The organism is Enterococcus phoeniculicola ATCC BAA-412, from assembly GCF_000407505.1.
Taxonomy (GTDB): domain Bacteria; phylum Bacillota; class Bacilli; order Lactobacillales; family Enterococcaceae; genus Enterococcus_K; species Enterococcus_K phoeniculicola.
The window spans coordinates 467,522-485,461 of record NZ_ASWE01000002.1 but is presented as its reverse complement, the minus strand read 5'-3'; the positions used below and the strand labels follow the sequence as shown (position 1 = coordinate 485,461).

The 17,940-nt window shown below is 33.0% G+C and carries 20 protein-coding genes; 15 read left to right on the top strand and 5 right to left on the bottom strand.

Features of this window, described 5'->3' with window-relative positions:
- Window positions 1-1,202: 1,202 nt before the first annotated feature.
- Both I589_RS09020 and I589_RS09015 read right to left on the bottom strand, forming a co-directional pair.
- Complete coding sequence (locus I589_RS09020) at window positions 1,203-2,042, bottom strand: helix-turn-helix domain-containing protein (protein WP_010767758.1); 840 nt, start codon at window positions 2,040-2,042, stop codon at window positions 1,203-1,205.
- A 349-nt stretch (window positions 2,043-2,391) separates the two neighbouring features.
- The gene (locus tag I589_RS09015; protein ID WP_010767759.1) at window positions 2,392-3,021 is read right to left on the bottom strand and encodes an SDR family oxidoreductase; all 630 of its coding nucleotides are present in this window, start codon (window positions 3,019-3,021) and stop codon (window positions 2,392-2,394) included.
- 137 nt (window positions 3,022-3,158) lie between these two features.
- Between I589_RS09015 and I589_RS09010 the strand changes: the two genes are divergently transcribed.
- The 5 genes from I589_RS09010 (at window position 3,159) to I589_RS08990 (ending at window position 6,197) form a co-directional block, all read left to right on the top strand.
- On the top strand, window positions 3,159-3,476 hold the full coding sequence (locus tag I589_RS09010; RefSeq protein WP_010767760.1) for a winged helix-turn-helix transcriptional regulator: 318 nt from the start codon (window positions 3,159-3,161) through the stop codon (window positions 3,474-3,476).
- A 186-nt stretch (window positions 3,477-3,662) separates the two neighbouring features.
- Window positions 3,663-4,109 (top strand): NUDIX hydrolase, encoded by a 447-nt coding sequence (locus tag I589_RS09005; RefSeq protein ID WP_010767761.1) that lies wholly within the window; start codon window positions 3,663-3,665, stop codon window positions 4,107-4,109.
- Window positions 4,110-4,203: 94 nt separating this feature from the next.
- Window positions 4,204-4,707, top strand: a complete 504-nt coding sequence (locus tag I589_RS09000; protein WP_010767762.1) for a P-loop NTPase family protein — start codon at window positions 4,204-4,206, stop codon at window positions 4,705-4,707.
- Window positions 4,708-4,722: 15 nt separating this feature from the next.
- Entirely contained in the window at window positions 4,723-5,541 is an 819-nt protein-coding gene (locus I589_RS08995; protein ID WP_051100879.1) for a DUF2785 domain-containing protein, read from the top strand.
- Window positions 5,542-5,573: 32 nt separating this feature from the next.
- Entirely contained in the window at window positions 5,574-6,197 is a 624-nt protein-coding gene (locus I589_RS08990; protein WP_010767764.1) for a class I SAM-dependent methyltransferase, read from the top strand.
- Between the two features lie 120 nt (window positions 6,198-6,317).
- Here I589_RS08990 and I589_RS08985 read toward each other — a convergent pair whose 3' ends face one another.
- Window positions 6,318-7,811 (bottom strand): glycoside hydrolase family 43 protein, encoded by a 1,494-nt coding sequence (locus tag I589_RS08985; RefSeq protein ID WP_010767765.1) that lies wholly within the window; start codon window positions 7,809-7,811, stop codon window positions 6,318-6,320.
- 710 nt (window positions 7,812-8,521) lie between these two features.
- Here I589_RS08985 and I589_RS08980 point away from each other — a divergent pair.
- The 7 genes from I589_RS08980 to I589_RS08950 all read left to right on the top strand — a co-directional run bounded on the left by I589_RS08980 (window position 8,522) and on the right by I589_RS08950 (window position 16,212).
- Window positions 8,522-10,966, top strand: coding sequence for a glycoside hydrolase family 38 N-terminal domain-containing protein (locus I589_RS08980; protein ID WP_010767766.1), 2,445 nt, complete (start codon window positions 8,522-8,524; stop codon window positions 10,964-10,966).
- 53 nt (window positions 10,967-11,019) lie between these two features.
- Window positions 11,020-11,949, top strand: a complete 930-nt coding sequence (locus I589_RS08975; RefSeq protein WP_010767767.1) for an ABC transporter permease — start codon at window positions 11,020-11,022, stop codon at window positions 11,947-11,949.
- Between the two features lie 16 nt (window positions 11,950-11,965).
- Window positions 11,966-12,877 (top strand): carbohydrate ABC transporter permease, encoded by a 912-nt coding sequence (locus I589_RS08970; RefSeq protein ID WP_010767768.1) that lies wholly within the window; start codon window positions 11,966-11,968, stop codon window positions 12,875-12,877.
- Between the two features lie 20 nt (window positions 12,878-12,897).
- Window positions 12,898-14,373 carry an ABC transporter substrate-binding protein gene (locus tag I589_RS08965; protein ID WP_010767769.1) on the top strand — a complete coding sequence of 492 codons (1,476 nt, stop codon included), beginning with the start codon at window positions 12,898-12,900 and terminating at the stop codon, window positions 14,371-14,373.
- Between the two features lie 209 nt (window positions 14,374-14,582).
- Window positions 14,583-15,182, top strand: coding sequence for a DUF624 domain-containing protein (locus tag I589_RS08960; RefSeq protein ID WP_034684922.1), 600 nt, complete (start codon window positions 14,583-14,585; stop codon window positions 15,180-15,182).
- Window positions 15,183-15,309: 127 nt separating this feature from the next.
- Window positions 15,310-15,567, top strand: coding sequence for a TfoX/Sxy family protein (locus I589_RS08955; protein WP_010767771.1), 258 nt, complete (start codon window positions 15,310-15,312; stop codon window positions 15,565-15,567).
- 411 nt (window positions 15,568-15,978) lie between these two features.
- Complete coding sequence (locus tag I589_RS08950; protein WP_010767772.1) at window positions 15,979-16,212, top strand: hypothetical protein; 234 nt, start codon at window positions 15,979-15,981, stop codon at window positions 16,210-16,212.
- A gap of 40 nt (window positions 16,213-16,252) precedes the next feature.
- Here the strand turns inward: I589_RS08950 and I589_RS08945 are convergent, their stop codons facing one another.
- The gene (locus I589_RS08945) at window positions 16,253-16,435 is read right to left on the bottom strand and encodes a hypothetical protein (RefSeq protein ID WP_010767773.1); all 183 of its coding nucleotides are present in this window, start codon (window positions 16,433-16,435) and stop codon (window positions 16,253-16,255) included.
- A 13-nt stretch (window positions 16,436-16,448) separates the two neighbouring features.
- A complete protein-coding gene (locus I589_RS08940; RefSeq protein ID WP_010767774.1) occupies window positions 16,449-16,673 on the bottom strand; it encodes a helix-turn-helix domain-containing protein in 225 nt (74 codons plus the stop codon).
- 241 nt (window positions 16,674-16,914) lie between these two features.
- Here I589_RS08940 and I589_RS08935 point away from each other — a divergent pair, with 241 nt between their 5' ends.
- The 3 genes from I589_RS08935 to I589_RS18480 are packed head-to-tail and all read left to right on the top strand — an operon-like array spanning window position 16,915 to window position 17,835.
- Complete coding sequence (locus I589_RS08935; protein ID WP_010767775.1) at window positions 16,915-17,154, top strand: hypothetical protein; 240 nt, start codon at window positions 16,915-16,917, stop codon at window positions 17,152-17,154.
- A 3-nt stretch (window positions 17,155-17,157) separates the two neighbouring features.
- A complete protein-coding gene (locus tag I589_RS08930) occupies window positions 17,158-17,652 on the top strand; it encodes a hypothetical protein (protein ID WP_010767776.1) in 495 nt (164 codons plus the stop codon).
- A 33-nt stretch (window positions 17,653-17,685) separates the two neighbouring features.
- Entirely contained in the window at window positions 17,686-17,835 is a 150-nt protein-coding gene (locus I589_RS18480) for a hypothetical protein (protein WP_010767777.1), read from the top strand.
- Window positions 17,836-17,940 lie beyond the last annotated feature (105 nt).

Below are 17,940 nucleotides of genomic sequence, written 5' to 3'. Positions count from 1 at the left end.
TCTCAACAAGATATAAAACAACCAGAATTAAATGAATACCAATTTTTCTGTCAATAAAAAAACACCTCCTCATGTCCACAATTTAAGTAGGAGAGAAAGTGATTGTTCGATTCAGAACACCAACCAGAAAAAAACTAACAATATCTGGAGTATGAGGTGAAGGGAATAATAACTATCCTACTTAATAATTAAGTAAAGAATAATTAATAAACATTCTAATCTAACAATTATTATAACAACGATTATATAATTTGGCAAGCGCTTTCTTAATAAAAATTCTTTATGTTATCATAAGATGAGTAACTATGCATTTTATTACGAAAAAAATAAAGAGCGTATAGTTTTTCTCTCCTTAATAGTAGAAAACTATGTGTCATGGGGCAAACATAAAAAATAAACCGTTCGATAAGTAGTGATACTTTATAAATAGCAGGTGTAAATACATCATTACTTTTAGTTATCCTGAAATCGAGTTACCAAAACACTATGCATCTATCTCTGTTAAAGTTGAAATTATTTTGCTCTTCAAAAAAAAAAGATACCTTCAAGTCAAAAACATGTTCAAACTATTAGCTGATTTTTCTATTCAAGTTTCATTCACATACTTTATTGTCTAATTCACTTTGTCTAGGCAGAATAATAGTATATTTTATCAATTACATACTTAATTTTAGAAAAATTTCTCTTGTTGTATAGTTAAAAAATACGATAATTCTATTAATTTAGGATTACTTCTATAAAATAAACGGTGATATACTATTTTTATCAAAAGAAAATAGAGGACAGTTTCCTTGATTATTTACGCTCTCTTGTAGTCATTTCTAGTTCATTAAAATAACTAGAATTATTTGTATCTATCAAAAAATATTTTAAAACGCTTTCTTTTTCTTGTGTTCATGTTATAATTTTATTCAAGGAATAATGAATGATTGAAAGACAAACTAAGAATTTGATGAGTTTTATTATAAACATCTGCACAAAAAAACTTGCTATTGCTTTTATTATCAAAAAGATACTTTTTTCGATAATATTCAGCAATAACAAGAAATTTCTGAAAATAATGAACACAGGATTTTCTGAACTGATTCACACTATAGTGTGCGTTTCAACTTTTTATTCATACGTAAGTAAATCCTCGTCTTAGTAACATATAAGCAAACTCACTCTAGGCATTTTCAGAAGCTATAGGGAGCCAGTACTTATTATTTTGACAAATCCTTTTCAATTGTGCTGACTAAATAATCATTATGAACTAATTCAGCCATCTTTTTGGCAAATTCATATTCTTTGATTCCTTGCTCAGCATCCAATGAATAAAGATTAAATGCTTTTTCATAAATAAGAAAATCTAAACCAAGTAGGGAAGAACTATTTGTACAGATATCAATTCCACGATTACAATAGTCAATTGCTTTTTGGTATTCTTTAAGACCAGAGTAATGCTTAGCTACGTTATAAAAAGTAGAGGCGATTCGTTGATCAAGTGTTTCTTGAGGGAGTAAATTAATCAGCTCAATTGCTTGATTGAAAAATGTTTTTGCTTGATCAGGTAGCTGTTTCTTAGAATAGTAAACACCTAGTAGATTCGTTGATAAAATGGTTGTCAAGTCATTTTTCCCTGCGCCCATGTCAATTGCTTTATACAGATTGAATAAAGCCAAATCATCATTTTGACTAGCAAACAATGCAACGGCACCCTGACAATAATAAAAATCTTGTAACAGGTAGTCATCCAGTGTTTCCTGTACATCTGAAATAGAGTTTAATAATTGTTCAGCTTTCTTATATTGATTTTTTTGCATAAGAAGCATGACTTTTCTAAGATTGGTTTGTACTTGTGTTGTTTGTACAGTAATTGTTACTTCATTCACATCTAAATCTAAACGATTACAGATAGCAGTAATAATTTGCATGCTATTCGCTTTATTTTTTTTCTCAATATTACTGATTGTTGCTTGTTTACAAATGCCATCGGCCAACTGATTCTGAGTCATTTTTAATTCTTTTCTTCTTTTTTTAACTAATTGTCCATTTATTTGCATAGTTGTATTATCCTCCTAACCCTTGTCTAATAGAATATATCATTGCTTTCAGAATATCAAGCAATAATATATTTTATAAATATAAAATATTTATTAAGAGGTGAAAAAAATGTACCCAACAAGTCCAACAGATATACTAATCGATGCATATGGAAACGCACATTTTATTGGAACATAGAGGATTTCCTCTAATTTTTCTACAACTTCAAAGAGAAAATAGCTTGAAACGGAACACAACTGGTTCGGTCTCAAGCTATTTAAATTTTAATAAAGATTGATGAAAAGAAAACATTCACTGCCTATCAACCGAAGACGCTTTTATCAAATAGAATATTTTTATTTCACCTGTTTATTTACTTAAAACTGAAATACGCTCTTGTACATGTTTTCCTGATAAAGCTTCATCGATCATCGCAATTGCATAGTCTTTATAACTAATAAAGCTTTCACCTTTTTCATTCACAGAAAATTCTTCTCCACGAAGCAGGTAGTCTCCTGTACGTTCCCCGTCTGCACGAAAATCTGCTGCTGGGCTTACATAGGTCCAGTTTACGTCAGATCGTTTACGTAAAGCATCTAAAGAGTCTGACATGCTTGAAGCAAGGGGATAGAATGCTTCAGGAAAATCTTTTCCATCCATTAATCGTGTGGTATGGGAACTATCCGTATATAATCCGCCTGCGCCACCAACAACTAGTAAACGGTTCGGTTTTCCACTTAAAATATCGGATAAGTAAAGAAGAGAAGTCGTGTGCTGTGGTAATGTTTCTGGCGTCCAAGCACCAAATGCATCAATTAATACGTCAAACTCTTTAACATCTTCATAAGTTAAATCAAATAAATCTTTTTGTATCATCGATTTAGCAGCTGTTTTATTTTCGCCACGTACAATTGCCGTTACATCAATATTTCTTGAAACAGCCTCCTCAACAATCACACGACCTGCTTTTCCGTTTGCTGCAATAACTCCTAATTTCATCTGTTCTTCATCCTTTCATTCTCTATTGTAAAAATTTCTTTCTACATCTATAATAAGACGAACACTTACTTATGTAAAGTAAGCACTTTTGAGAGCTATAGCATCCAAAAAGATACTATTGTAAGGAGGAAAGGTTTATGGAACAAAATTTACCTGCATGTCCAGTAGAAACAACTTTATTATTAATGGGAAATCGCTGGAAAGTTTTAATTATTCGAGATTTGTTAGATGGAACAAAGCGATTTGGAGAATTAAAAAAATCCATAGGAAATATTTCTCAAAAAGTATTAACGACTAATTTACGGACAATGGAAGAGGCTGGGCTTGTTACCCGTAAAGTTTATGCGGAAGTTCCCCCGCGTGTAGAATATAGTTTAACTTCTACCGGGAAAAGTCTGGAGCCCATCCTAGATGCAATGAGAGACTGGGGAGAAGAATACAAACAGTTAGCTTAATCGTTATCGAGGTCAAGGCAGAAGTGTTTATTAAGTTTTTTCCGAGGATAGGATATAACTTGATCGTTATGGCACATCAATTTTTCCTTTTTTCAAAAAATTTTTATATATTGAAGGAAATCATGGTATAATCAAGAGAATATTCTGACAATTCACGAAGTAAGTGATACATTACAAGGAGAACTCATGTTAAAGGTAGAATGCTTACCACTTTTAGAAATAGAAGATGATAAATTAGACTTTGCTGTAATCATTGCTAGATATAAAAATAAATATTTTTTTGTCCGGCATCATGCTAGAGAGACCCTAGAGATACCTGGTGGACATAGAGAGTTAGACGAGACGATAGAAACTTGTGCTAAAAGGGAACTTTTTGAAGAAACTGGCGCCGTTGACTATCGTTTACGCCCACTTTTTATTTATAGTGTCACAAAAGGGGATTTTACAGATTATGGTCAGGTATTTTTTGCTGAGGTCTTTAAAAAAGAGCGTCAGCTACATCATGAAATAATAGATTATCAACTGCTGAAAGAGGCACCAGAAGAATGGACCTATCCACTTATTCAACCACTTTTATTTCAAGAATTTAAAAAAAATTTTGAGAGTGATAGCTATAAAACCATAGAAAATTAGGAAAATAAAAATTTCATCTACTTATAGCTAATCATAATATTTTTTTAAGGGTACTGGAAGGTTGACTGTATAAGTTTAATCAGAAGGAGATTTCATGAATTTACAAACTAGTAAAAGAATACTCATTATTGGCTCTCCTGGATCAGGTAAGTCAACTTTAGCCGGTATTTTAGAAAAAAAGTTATCCTTACCAGTTATTCATCTAGATCAGATAAACTGGAAAAATAATAAAGAAACCCTTTCAAGTCAGGAATTCGATGAGAAATTAATTTCTATTCTTTCTAGTCGTGTTTGGATAATTGATGGAAATTACAATCGAACGTTAGAATTAAGAATTCAGGCAGCTGATACAGTTATTTGGTTGGATTTTCCAAGACTTCTTTGTGTGTATAGAGTCCTCAAACGATATATATTAGGGAAATTCAGAGAATCCTCCTATGGCAATCCCAATCGGTTAGAAAAAGAATTTATTTCATTTATTTGGCATTTTAATAAAACAAATAAACCCAATATGTTGTTTTTGATGAAAAAATATGAGAAAAACTGTCAATTTTATCAGATAAAAAGACCCAAAGAAATAAAGCAGCTTTTTGTATAAAAAGGGGGGGATAAAATGATGACAACTATAGAAATAAAACAAATTTTAGAGGAGAGACTTCAAAAAGAAATCCCCTTTACTTGCTCTGATACTGAGCTTGACTGGCTATTAGCGCATATCGGTGATGAAGACGCTACTATTCGAGATACACTGGTTTTTAATGCTTTAGCACTAGGTATAATCAATCAAGGCTTTACAAAAGAGCAATTCCATTATCTGGCAAGTAGGGTCTATAATGAGCAACTGCTGTTTTTCCAATTAAGCAAGAAAGGAAAAGCAACTTTGACAAGAAGTTTTACTGCTCTATTAATAGGTTTCATTGTCCAGGCAGATGGTGACAAAGAGAGTATCTATTTTTCTTTATTATCAGATACATTGAGAAACTATTTTTTTACATGTGGAATCACCTATCTTTCTTTAGAAACAGATTACATAGGATTTTCTCTCCAATACGGCTGGGTACATGCAATTGCTCATGGGGCAGATTTGCTGAAAAAATCATCTCTCCATCCCTCGTTTCCAAATAATTATTATCCTGATATACTTTCAGCTATTTCTCATGTTTTTCACATGATGGATGCTCCTTTTGTCGATGGAGAAGAGCGCAGATTAGCAACTATCATTTATTCTTTACTACTTGTTAATAAGATGGATGAACTTCTTTTTATAAATTGGCTAGATACGTTAATCTTTCCTAAAACATCTCCTTTAGACTATCAAAGACTTTCATGCTTTGAAAACTTTTTAGCTGCTATTTACTTCCACTTAGAAGAGCAGGACATGCTTAGTCCTAGATTCAAAAAATTTCTCTTAGAGAAATTAAAAGATTATTAACTTACTTGCACTGTAAGATCAGGAGAAATCAAATGTTCTATTTATTTTTATTTATTTTCTGTTTACTTAGTCTGGCTTTTCTTTATCGTCACTTATTAAATCAATCAAAAAAACCTAGCGGACCATTAGGGATACTAATGATGAAATTATGGAATACGAGTTATCTTCCCATGGTCAGATGGGCAATTTCTTTATCAAAGAATCAATTGCCAAGCACTGTATTGGATGTTGGCGTAGGAAATGGACAATCTACCGCCTATTTACTAAGTAAGCTCCCTACTGTAGATATAGTAGGGATTGATATTTCTGAAACAGCTACTGGGCAAGCAGCCAAAAACTATTCGAGTATTTCTTTTTTCACAATGGACGTGAAAGAAACAACATTCGAAGATAAGCGATTTGAACTAATTTGCGCCTTTCAAACCCACTTTCATTGGTCACATCTCGAAGAAGCGTTCCGTGAATTACATAGAATTTTAGCTGATGATGGAACAATCCTACTCGCTTCTGAAAAAACAAAAATCAATTATTTTCTCCCATTTTTAAAAACTACTGAACAATTTCAGCAATTTCTTATGCTTATGAACTTATCAATTGTTACCGTTAATGAGAACACACAATGGATAAGCTATGAAATTAAAAAAATCATTTCATGAAAAGTAGGAGATAGAAAAAAGCGAAACTAGTTCTATCTCTCTACCATAAAAAATTCGTAAAAAACATCGGACAAGAGTTCCTTAAATAAAAATGTTTCTCCCGACCTCATTTCTTCGTATTTATTTTTCTATATATTCACACCATTCACACGTAAGAGGCTCTCCAAATATCGTTCCGTTCCCTGAGGCATATATCCCTAAAAAGACACCTGTGAATACCCCACCAACCTCCGTTGTAACATAGCGTGTAGAGGCAGATCCTACAGGTTGAAGGTGGTCTTCGCTACCAATAGAAAACCGATATTCAGTTGGGGTAGCTTGAATACGCAGACAAATGCTGTCTAATTCATCAATAGGGAGGATTTGTGTGATTCCTGATAATTCACCTACTCGTTGACGAATAATAGCTTGTAGGCCTGTTAATTGTTGTCTCACAGCAATTTCATAGTGATGTGTCCTATTTAAGAAAACGGTTAAACCAAATTCACTCGATTCTTTTAATATTGGAAGTTTAAACTTTGCAGTGAATTGGCAGTCCCATGCTTGTTGACGTCGACCTAACCATGTTATTTTTTCATTATCATCAAGTGTATTGGCTTGGCCAAGTAACTGTAAGCCTGATTTTGTTTGATAGATATGTTCTTCTTCCTTTTGATAGAGCATAGTCCACGCAGGGCGTAAAACTTCTTGACCAAACCATTCTTTTGGTGTCTGTGAACAAAATGGATGACTTGTCAAATCGGGACCTGACATTTCCAAGTCTACGCTACCATTATTTCCAAATACTGGCCAGTCTCCAGACCAATCCACAGGAACTAGAAAGGTTTCTCTTCCTAAAAGGTGGCGTTTGGGAAATTCATGGAACGGGCGAATTCCCAGACAAACAGCCCACCAATTTCCAACATGATCCTGAATTAAATCTGCATGACCAATTGCTTGAATACAAGAGGGGAGACTTCGATTAGTTAACACTGGATTTTTTTCATAAGCTGTATAAGGACCTTCTATACGTTGACTTCGTGCCATCGTAAGCATATGTCCATAACCAGTTCCGCCTTCAGAAATAGCCAAGTAGTAATAATTATCTTTTTGATATAGATGAGGACCTTCTGGATCCGCTGCACCGATTCCTTCCCAAATATTTTTTCTAGCGGTTGTATTTCCAGTTTCCAAGTCAATTTCACAGAGATAAATTTCTTTATCTGTTCCTGTATAGTAAACTTTGCCATTTGTATCGAATAATAAGGAAGGATCAATTCCCGGTAAATCTAAAAAAATGGGCTCTGACCATTCACCCAATATATCATCTGTCCAAATGAGAAAATTCCCCTGATTAGGAACATTCGTACAAACAACATAAAAGCGTCCATTATGATGACGAATCGTTGGGGCATACAAGCCAAATGCATTTGGTGCTTGATTTGACAACTCAATCTGATTATTTCTTGTTATACAATGACCAATCTGTTCCCAATTGACTAAATCCTTGCTGTGATAGAGGGGAAGACCGGGAAAATACTCAAACGAACTAGTAACTAAATAGTAATCTTCTCCAACACGGCAAATGCTTGGATCTGGATTAAAACCAGAGAGTATAGGATTTTTGATTTTCATGAAAGCGCCTCCGTATCTTTTTTTTAAAATTACCATGTATTTCTATAGATAGATAGGGAGAAACTAGACATGTTCATGTAAAAATTAGTGATAAAAGTCTAACATTTTACTCAATTAAAGATGAAGAGATGATTTCCATTCTTTTTCAGACTTAGCTGCTTTTATTAGTTGAATCTTAGCTTAAGGGCAGGTGATTACCCATAATCAGGGAATAATACAGGATTAGTTTATCCTTCTCATCGCACTATCACTGATACTTTTACTGACTCCTTCCTCTAGACAGATACCCATCAATTCTGACAAACTCTTTTCTGTAAACACAGCTGATTTTTTTGAAATCAGTTATTTTATTCCTCTAAAAAAAACAATCTTACTCCAAATAAACTCTTCTTTAACTACGCTTATAAAAACCAAGAAAAGAATAGAACAATAGCCTAAAAGCCTTGATATAGCTGACTTTTAAAAAGACCATTTTACATAAATTACTATGCTATACTCTTTTTATAAACAAATTGTTGTTACTTTTAATCTACTAAATATTTATTTGAATTTAACAAAACACTCTGATTAACTATATTTTTTTTAGTGTTTTATTTCTCGAATAAGTAGGTAGCTAGTCTAAAAAAGGATAATAATCTTGTTTGTTTTTAGTAAGTAATCACTCACTAATTAATAGACAATTTATAAAAATAGTAAAGGAGTCATTGTACATGAAAAAGAAAACGCTTTATCTGATTCACCACTCTCATACAGACATCGGCTATACCGATCGTCAAGAGAAAATAAGTAGATATCATATTGATTTCATAAAAAGTGTGCTTTATTTTTTAGAAGAAATCGAGAAGGGACATCATCCCGAATGGAGCGGTTTCAAGTATACCTGCGAAAATTATTGGCAAGTTGAGCAATTCTTAGCACATAGTACACAAGAAGAACAGAATAAGTTTGAGTATTACTTAAAAAAAGGACTCATTGATATCTCCTTAAATTATCTAAATATGACTGAGCTAGTTGATGAGGATGTATTAAACAAAAAATTAGCGCAAGGAAAACACTATACAAATTCTATCGGATTTGAGACAAATTCTGCCATGACAGCAGATATAAACGGCTTTTCATGGGGATATGCGGAAAGTCTCTTTCAACATGGAGTTGAAAACTTATACTCGTGCTTGCATACTCATCACGGAATGTTTCCGTTGTTTAAAAAACAAATTCCCTTTTGGTGGGAAACACAGCAAGGAAATAAAATTTTGGTCTGGAATGGTGATCACTATCAAACAGGAAATGATTTTTTACTAGTTCCCAATTCTGATCAATCAAAACAATATGATGAATCTGGATATAGTGTTGAACGAGCAAATGAGCAGTTTAAAATAACCGAAGAACGCATCTTTCGCCATTTTGAATTACTTGAAGAAGAAGGATACCCTTATTCATTTTCTCCCGCAATGATTAGTGGGATTGTAACAGATAATGCACCACCCAATCCACGAATGATGGAAGTCATTCATAGATGGAACAAGCAACATGGCGAGCAAATCGAAATTGAATTGATTACCTTAAATGAATTCTTTCATATCTTACGAAAAGAACCTACAAAGATTCCAACGTATAGTGGCGACTGGACAGATTGGTGGGCAGATGGTGTTGGCTCGACACCTGCTCCAACAAAAATCTATCGAGATGCACAAAGAAAGTATCGGATAGCAAATAAGCTAACTACGGATTCAAATAAAGGGAATCCTGAATTATTAGCGCAGGCTGAACATCAATTAATGATGTATGCAGAACATACGTGGGGCTATCATTCTTCTGTCGCCCAACCTTGGAATACATTTGTGAATGATTTGGATTATAGGAAAGCTGCATATGCTACGAATGCGAACAGTTTTATTTCTCAACATTTAGATGAACTGCTTGCAAAATTAGGGGAAGAATCTATTCAAATGAATCGCGAACCCTTTTATAAGATTATAAATCCGCATAAACGGGAATTAATGGATTATGCAAGAATTTATATAAAACATTGGGAAACCATTGATGATTCTTATTACGGAGCCAACAAAACAGACTTTGTCGAAGTCCTTGATTGCCAAACGGGTAAGGTTATTCCATGTCAAGTTTTAGATACAGCCTTAGGAAAGGAAATTGAATTTCTAGTGAACTTGAAGCCACAAGAAGAACGTTTGATTCGACTGCGAAGAAAACCTGTGGAACAATCACTTACTCAAAAATGGAATCACGCACATATTGGGACTGAACTGGTTAGCGATATTGCTTCATATGACGGTTATACTCATCGCATCTCTACTTACAGCGTCGAAACGGATTACCTGAAATTGGAAATTGATTATGCAAATGGAATTCAAACGTTCATAGATAAGAAAAATAATCTTGATCTTCTACATCCTAATCGATTGGCTGCTCCTTTTTCCGGAATCTATGAAGTGACGCCAATTTCTACGGATGCATGTGCTGAACGACGAATGATGGGGCGAAATCGTAAGGGAAGAATTACTGAACGAACTTTTTCAAAATTAGTAAATGTTCGTTTAATTTCTAATGAAGAAGTATATGCACTTTTAGAATTAGACTATGAATTAAAAGGAACAAAAATGTATACAGTTGTCCTTCGCGTATATAAAGGTATCCCCAAAATTGATATTACTGTAAGAATCCAAAAAGAAAACGAGTGGGCCCCAGAAAATCTATATATCGCTTTACCTTTTAGCTATGGGGAAGACTATGAGCTATTCGTTGAAAAATCTGGAACGACTTTTAGACCTGCTATTGATCAATTACCTGGAACAAACAATGAATTCTACTTACTAAACAATGGGTTAACCTTTACAGATGGAAATCACAGTTTAGTAGTTGCTATAAAAGACACACCATTAATTGCGTTAGGCAACTTGGAAAGTCATCTCATTGAGTTAAATTCAAAAGAAACTGAAAGGAAGAATAAAGACCTCGTTTATTCCTGGCCAATGAATAATTTTTGGGAAACAAATTTTAAAGTTGATTTATCAGGGTTTTATGAATTTAACTACTCGTTGCTGTTAACCTCCAATACAACACCAAATGACTCTGTGGAGAGAGCAACCGAATTAAATGAAGGAATTCTTGTTATTGCTTATAATCCCAAAAAATAATAGAAATATCGTTTTTAGCTTTTCTTTATAAAAATTTGTAAAAGGTGGCTGCTATGAAAAAAAAGTTCAAAAAAATATGGAGCCATAAAGTATTATTACTTATGACTTTACCTGGGATATTGTGGCTGATTCTCTTCTTTTATATCCCTGTATTAGGCAATATGGTTGCCTTTAAAAACTTTAAAATTTCTGAAGGAAGTTTCTTTCAAAGTTTAATCGAGAGTGAATGGGTTGGATTGAAAAACTTTGAATTTTTATTCACTTCTTCAGATGCCTATATTATTACCAGAAATACGATTTTGTATAACGTGACCTTTATTGTCATAAATTTAGTTGTAGCTGTTACACTCGCAGTAATTATGAGTCAACTACGTTCAAGAAGACAAATTAAAGTTATTCAAACGTCCATGCTTCTTCCTTATTTTTTATCATGGGTCATTATTAACTTCTTTGTTGGAGCTTTCCTAAATCCAGATATCGGTTTATTTAATAAAATGATTGAAGCTGGTGGAAGAGAGATGATTAACTGGTACAGCGAACCAAAATACTGGCCATTTATTATTATTTTCCTTGGTGTCTGGAAAGGGATTGGCTATAACAGTATTGTTTATTTTGCATCAATCATGGGGATTGATCCAACTTATTATGAGGCTGCTGAAGTCGATGGCGCTAGTAAATGGCAGCAAATCAGACATGTTACGCTTCCTCAACTTATTCCTTTGATATCAATTCTTACTATTTTAGCAGTAGGCGGAATATTTCGTGCAGACTTCGGTTTGTTCTATCAGATTCCAAGAAATTCAGGAGCTTTGTTTGATGTTACAAACGTTTTAGATACGTATATCTATAGAGGATTAGCGAATTCAGGTGATATTGGCATGGCCTCAGCAGCTGGATTGTATCAATCAGTGGTAGGATGCACACTTGTTTTAGTTTCGAATATGCTTGTTCGAAAATTTGACGAAAACTCCGCACTATTTTAGAAAGGAAAAGATTTTAATGGAGAAACAACAGGTTCAGTCAGTAAACGTCAAAGGCTTTAGTCCAAAAGCCAACATACTTTTTTCAGTACTTATGTGGATAGTCGCAATATCGTGTATCTTTCCTTTTCTATTTGTCATCATCATTTCATTTACTAGCGAACAGTCTTTAACTACACAGGGATATCAGATTATTCCATCACAATGGAGTCTTGACGGCTATAGATATTTATTTGAGATGAAGGATCAAATCCTGCAAGCATTATTTATTACGGTATTTGTAACTATTGTGGGAACGATTGTTAACGTCGCATTTACATCTACCTATGCGTATGCTTTATCGCGAGATAGTTTACCTTTTAAAAAATTTTTTACCGTTTTTGTTTTGATATCTATGCTATTTAGTGCAGGTATGGTACCCAACTATATTGTTATGACTAGTCTATTAGGATTAAAGGATAATATACTTGCGTTAATTTTACCTATGGCATTGTCTTCTTTTAATATTATTGTTATGAGAACTTTTTATCGTCGTTCTGTTCCTGATTCAATCATTGAAGCAGCGAAAATAGATGGTGCTGGGGATTTAAGAACCTTTATTCAAATTGTTTTGCCGTTATCTATACCAGGACTAGCGACCATCAGCTTATTTGCTGCATTAGGCTACTGGAATGATTGGTTTAATGCGTTACTTTATATCCAGAGTGATAATCTTGTTCCTTTACAATATTTATTAATGAAAATTCAGGCAAATATTGATTTTATCATCAAAAATGCTGCAACTAGTGCTCAATTGGGCTCTGTAACGATTCCAAAAGAGGCCACTAGAATGGCTATGGTCGTATTGTCTACCGCGCCAATCGCTGCAACCTATCCATTTTTCCAAAAATACTTTGTCGGTGGATTAACCATCGGCGGTGTAAAAGAATAACTATTAAAGGAGTAATAAAAATGAAAATATTCAAAAAAATGATCGTAGCAAGTACAACACTCATGATTGGAATAGGGATACTTACAGGGTGTTCTAGCTTAACTGGAGATAAACAAAAAAAACAAACAAGTAAAGAAAATGATTCAACCTTATTAATGTATCGAGTTGGTGAAAAGCCTAAAAATTTTGACGATCTGATGGAGTATGTTAATGGTCGATTAAAAAAAGAGACGGGTGTGGAATTAAACATCCAATATATCGGTTGGGGAGACTATGCACAAAAAATGTCTGTAATTACTTCTTCAGGTGAAGACTATGATATTGCATTTGCAGACAGCTATGTAAATAATGCGCAAAAAGGGGCCTATAAAGATTTGACTGACTTAGCACCAAAATACGCAAAAGAAACAATGGATAATCTTGATCCGACGTATATAGAAGGCAATAAAGTGAATGGAAAGCTTTATGCTATTCCTGTAAACGGCAACGTCTATGCTCAAAAAGTGATTACATTTGATAAGAAATTAGTCGATAAATATAATTTGGATATAACCGGTGTAAAAGATTTAGAAGATTTAGAACCTCTACTGCAAGTGATTAAAGACAAAGAGCCATCAATCCCGCCATTTCCAATTGGAAAAGATGTACGCTTAGGGAACATGGACTATGTGTATGATCCTTCTGTTCCACTAGGTATTGATATGGACAGTCAAAATATGGATAAAATTATTAATCCTTATACAGAATCAGATCGTTTATTAAAAGACTTAAAAGATGTACATTCACTATATTCTAAAAAATTAATTCCTTCAGATGCTGCGACCTCAGAATCAATTTATCGTTTGGATGAAGAAACGTGGTTTGCACGTATTGAAACACAAGGACCTTTTGACTATGGTGATACTATTTTATCTCGAGCAGCCGGTAGAGAGCTTATTTCTGTTCCATTTACAGAACCAATTAAAGATAATGGACAAATGTTTGTTGCGAACTGGGTTGTTTCAAATACATCAAAAAATGTTGAAAAATCTTTAGAAGTTTTGAATATGATAAATACAGATAAGGAATTGCTTACAACTATGGTCTTCGGATTAGAAGGAGAGGGCTGGGAAAAGGTTGGCGATGAGCAAATGAAAGTTCTACCAGGATATGATGCTAGCTCAAAAATCATTGGTGGGGCATGGATGACTGGAGATAACAATACACTTTTCTCTGATGAAAGAATTACAGATGAAATGATTGAAAAGCGCGATGAATCAATTGCTGAAGCACAAGTATCACCTTTACTAGGATTTAGCTTTGATGAATCAGCAGTAAAAACTGAAGTCACTAATATAAAAAATGTTACCAGTCAATATTATGCTGGTTTCAGTACGGGAACATTAGATCCAGCAGAAAAACTAGAAGAGTTCAATAATAAATTAGAAGCAGCAGGGCTATCAAAGGTTCAAAAAGAAATGCAAAAACAATTTGATGAATTCAGATCCAATAAGTAGTGTTACTAAGAGTGGGGAAGAAGTAGTTTATAGTAAATTAGATGAGGACTAGATAAGTTCACTTCTAGTTTATGATGGATAAGAGCAAATAGAAATTCATTGGCTACTATTAGCTACTAATTGTATAGAATCTGAGAATTATGAATGGTTTTTATATTCAATCTCAGATTCTTCTCCGTTATTACCATTTAATGAAAGAAGTTGAATTTATGATTGAAAAAGGAGTTACCGAAGGAATAAATAAATTTTATTATCTTTTAAAGCTATCAATGTATATTTGGGTAATCAGTTTAGTAGGTTGTTTAATTTTTGGATTGATTCCTGCAATTATTTCAGGCCTGGAGCTTTTTCAAACAGACCCGTGGAATGAGAAAACCATTACTCTACGCAGTCTGTACGATGGCTTTAAACGAAACTTTATACAAGCAAATCAGATAGGTCTCACATTTAGTTTAGTTTGTTGCATACTCCTTTATAGTCTATGGTTCTCAATACAAATTGAAGGAATTCCATTTTTACTAATTGACTTTTTACTCGTTTTTATGATTTTTTTAGTCTCCATTTCTTTTTTTCATAGTCTGTCAATACTCGCTATGTTCGAGATTAGCTATAAAAACCTTTGCTATTTGTCTTGTATTCTTTTCTTTAAAGAAACCCGTGTGATGTTGACGTTCAGTTTCTTTATTTTCTTGTTTCTGATTCTGGCATACAAATTACCTGCACTTCTTTTTTTCTGCGGGGGAGGGACTTTTGTAGTTATCTTAGCAAAAGTAGGGACAAAAACTGTACAAAAGCTCCAATTTATTTAATAATCTTTTATTTCTGAAAAAATTACTTAAACACTATCATCTGGCTCAGAAGCAACTACTGGTATGATACAATAGACAAAGAGACACACTGTATCCTTATTTATTATGAAAGAGAGAGACATTTATTATGGGAGAACTAACACTATTGCCTAATATTGGACCAGAATTGGAAAGACAGCTGAATACAATTGATATTTTTACTGCAAACGATTTACAAGCTATTGGCAGCCAAAAAGCTTGGTTGAAGATCAGAAAACTTGATGCCTCGGCTTGTTATAATCGACTATTAGCATTGGAAGCTGCAATTCAAGGAATTTCAAAAAATGATTTAACAATCTCAGACAAACAGATATTAAAGTCTTTTTATCAATTATCTATAAAATAAATTCCATAAAGCATCTAAAAAACTTACAGCAGTAAAAATTTCTTTGAGTTTTTTAGATGCTTTAAAATTACGTGATAAGCCTCATAAATTCGTAGTTAAGGCTTATCACGTTTTTGAATAAGTTAGCTCTGAGAGATTTTAAAAGATTACAATAACTTTGAAATAGTTCGTTTGTTGGTAGGAATTACTAATAAACTACTAAAAAACGGTCAGATACAGAGAAATTCGATCACTTTAACATACTTAAAGTGATAAAAAGGCAGTTCAAGTTGTTGATAAATCTGACCTTAATATAAATGATTAAACAATGTGTAGTATCAAGGATTCATAAATCTACTTTGTATAATATATATTACTATTCCCCTTTAATTAATGGTAGAATATAAATATAATAATTACAGGAGGAAAAAAATGACTATCATTAATAATGAACGCTTATGGTTTGGAATAGGTACTGAGCTGTTGCTCGGAATAGCTTTTATTTTTATTTTATATTTTATATTTACTAGTGGGAAAATTAGGAAAGATTATCTCTCAAAAAAATCTTTTAGCAAGTCGTCGCTTTGGATATCTTTAATATTGCTTATTATTTCAATGTTTTTTGTTTATTTTGGAATGATTAGCAATGCAATAATTAAATTTTAATAGACCAAAAGACTAGTGTACATTTTGCACTAGTCTTTTTTTACAGATGTTTCACCTTGTTCATAACTTTTTGATTTCTTTCTGCTGTATGTTCTAATTCAAGGAATCTTTTTCTATCTCTCATAACCGTTGCTATTTCAATTATATCTTCAATAGTCGCTTCAGTATTAATAAACTTTTTGATTTCCTTCAAATTACGTTTTCCTTTATGTTTTTTTAGCACACATACTTCCTCCTTATTTTTGATTATATGGTGGAAAGTCCAAAAATTCGATTACGCTCATGTCTAAAGCCTGACATATTTTGTAAAGCATATCCACTTTAGGAACACTTTTTCTTATAAACATATTACTCAAGGTTGACTGCCTAATGCCACTAACATCTGCAAGTCTGTTTACTGTCATGTTTTTTTCTCTCAGTAAACCGTACAGCCTATCAATTATTATTTCATTATGATTCATTGGTCTACCTCACATAAGAGTATTTATGTAGTTAATTAGCTACATATAATTATTTTAAAGTAGTTAACCAAATATTGTTAACCAAAAATGGTTGATTATCAACCCAAACTGGTTTATACTTTAATTAACCAATTATGGTTAACGAATAAGGAAGCTGTCAAATCATGTCAGTAAATAAAAATTCCTAATTTGCTAAGTAAATAATTTAATTATTTAAATAAAAATAGAATGGAGAATGTCAATGTTTGTCAGTACAGGTAAATTTATTTTTGAGAAGTTAGAGGAACGTGTAAGTAAAGGTGGGAATCCTTTTAGACTAGTGCATTTGATTGATACGGAAAACTATCAACGCTTAGAATTTTTTGCTGATAATGATGTGAAAGTCACTTGTAACGAAGGTCAACCATGCAAAGTTGTGTTAATTGCACAAAAAATGGGCTATAGCACAAGCATGAACTGCTTAACTGTGTCACCTGCATAATGTATGGAAAATGAGAGTAAAGAGGTTAACGCTGAATTAAAACAGGAAATCAGCGACTTAAAAGGGTTATACGTAAAAGAATTAGAAAGACAAGCCAACGAACGTGAATCAAACGCTGCTATCGAACTTGAACGGACTGAGAAAACCGAAAAAGAACAAGAAGAAAGCATAAAAATTGAAAATGAGCGTTGGGATAAAATGTACCAATTGATTGAGAACCAATCTCCAAATGAAGAAATGCTAAAAAATGAAGAGAACTTTCGAAACGACATTTTAAAAGCTCTTAACGATTTGAACACAGATGATAGTCAAATGAATACATTAAAAAATATTGATACTAAGTTGGGTGTGCTAGTTAAAAATTTAGATGAAGAAACAAAACAAGAAGAAGTGAGTTATTTTACAAACGTAAGTATTTTAGCTTTTTTATACTTTTTCATTCCTGCTTTTTTGGCTTATAAAGGGCTCTCTAAATTATTTGATAGCGCATTTGCTTAATATAAAAAAACATACAATAAAAGGAGGATGTCAATGTTTACTGCAGATATGTTTGACCCTGTTGTTACTGCAATTACGGCAGTTGTGCCGATTGGTATTGGTGTAGGGGCTTCAATCCTTGCTGTGACTTGGGTTGGTAAAAAAGGATTTACTTTCATCAAATCTATGATGAATAAAGGCTAGTTTTATGCAATAAATAAAATTAATAAGTTTAATTTTCCTTTGAGGGCTAGGCGAAAGCCTAGTTCTTTTTATTTTTTCGGAAAGGGGTAACGCAATGATAAATAT

Excerpts from the sequence above, each read along its gene's own strand:
- I589_RS09020 (WP_010767758.1), bottom strand. The coding sequence starts at position 2,042 with ATGCAAATAAATGGACAATTAGTTAAAAAAAGAAGAAAAGAATTAAAA.
- I589_RS09015 (WP_010767759.1), bottom strand. The coding sequence starts at position 3,021 with ATGAAATTAGGAGTTATTGCAGCAAACGGAAAAGCAGGTCGTGTGATT.
- I589_RS09010 (WP_010767760.1), top strand. The coding sequence starts at position 3,159 with ATGGAACAAAATTTACCTGCATGTCCAGTAGAAACAACTTTATTATTA.
- I589_RS09005 (WP_010767761.1), top strand. The coding sequence starts at position 3,663 with ATGTTAAAGGTAGAATGCTTACCACTTTTAGAAATAGAAGATGATAAA.
- I589_RS09000 (WP_010767762.1), top strand. The coding sequence starts at position 4,204 with ATGAATTTACAAACTAGTAAAAGAATACTCATTATTGGCTCTCCTGGA.
- I589_RS08995 (WP_051100879.1), top strand. The coding sequence starts at position 4,723 with ATGATGACAACTATAGAAATAAAACAAATTTTAGAGGAGAGACTTCAA.
- I589_RS08990 (WP_010767764.1), top strand. The coding sequence starts at position 5,574 with ATGTTCTATTTATTTTTATTTATTTTCTGTTTACTTAGTCTGGCTTTT.
- I589_RS08985 (WP_010767765.1), bottom strand. The coding sequence starts at position 7,811 with ATGAAAATCAAAAATCCTATACTCTCTGGTTTTAATCCAGATCCAAGC.
- I589_RS08980 (WP_010767766.1), top strand. The coding sequence starts at position 8,522 with ATGAAAAAGAAAACGCTTTATCTGATTCACCACTCTCATACAGACATC.
- I589_RS08975 (WP_010767767.1), top strand. The coding sequence starts at position 11,020 with ATGAAAAAAAAGTTCAAAAAAATATGGAGCCATAAAGTATTATTACTT.
- I589_RS08970 (WP_010767768.1), top strand. The coding sequence starts at position 11,966 with ATGGAGAAACAACAGGTTCAGTCAGTAAACGTCAAAGGCTTTAGTCCA.
- I589_RS08965 (WP_010767769.1), top strand. The coding sequence starts at position 12,898 with ATGAAAATATTCAAAAAAATGATCGTAGCAAGTACAACACTCATGATT.
- I589_RS08960 (WP_034684922.1), top strand. The coding sequence starts at position 14,583 with ATGATTGAAAAAGGAGTTACCGAAGGAATAAATAAATTTTATTATCTT.
- I589_RS08955 (WP_010767771.1), top strand. The coding sequence starts at position 15,310 with ATGGGAGAACTAACACTATTGCCTAATATTGGACCAGAATTGGAAAGA.
- I589_RS08950 (WP_010767772.1), top strand. The coding sequence starts at position 15,979 with ATGACTATCATTAATAATGAACGCTTATGGTTTGGAATAGGTACTGAG.
- I589_RS08940 (WP_010767774.1), bottom strand. The coding sequence starts at position 16,673 with ATGAATCATAATGAAATAATAATTGATAGGCTGTACGGTTTACTGAGA.
- I589_RS08935 (WP_010767775.1), top strand. The coding sequence starts at position 16,915 with ATGTTTGTCAGTACAGGTAAATTTATTTTTGAGAAGTTAGAGGAACGT.
- I589_RS08930 (WP_010767776.1), top strand. The coding sequence starts at position 17,158 with ATGGAAAATGAGAGTAAAGAGGTTAACGCTGAATTAAAACAGGAAATC.
- I589_RS18480 (WP_010767777.1), top strand. The coding sequence starts at position 17,686 with ATGTTTACTGCAGATATGTTTGACCCTGTTGTTACTGCAATTACGGCA.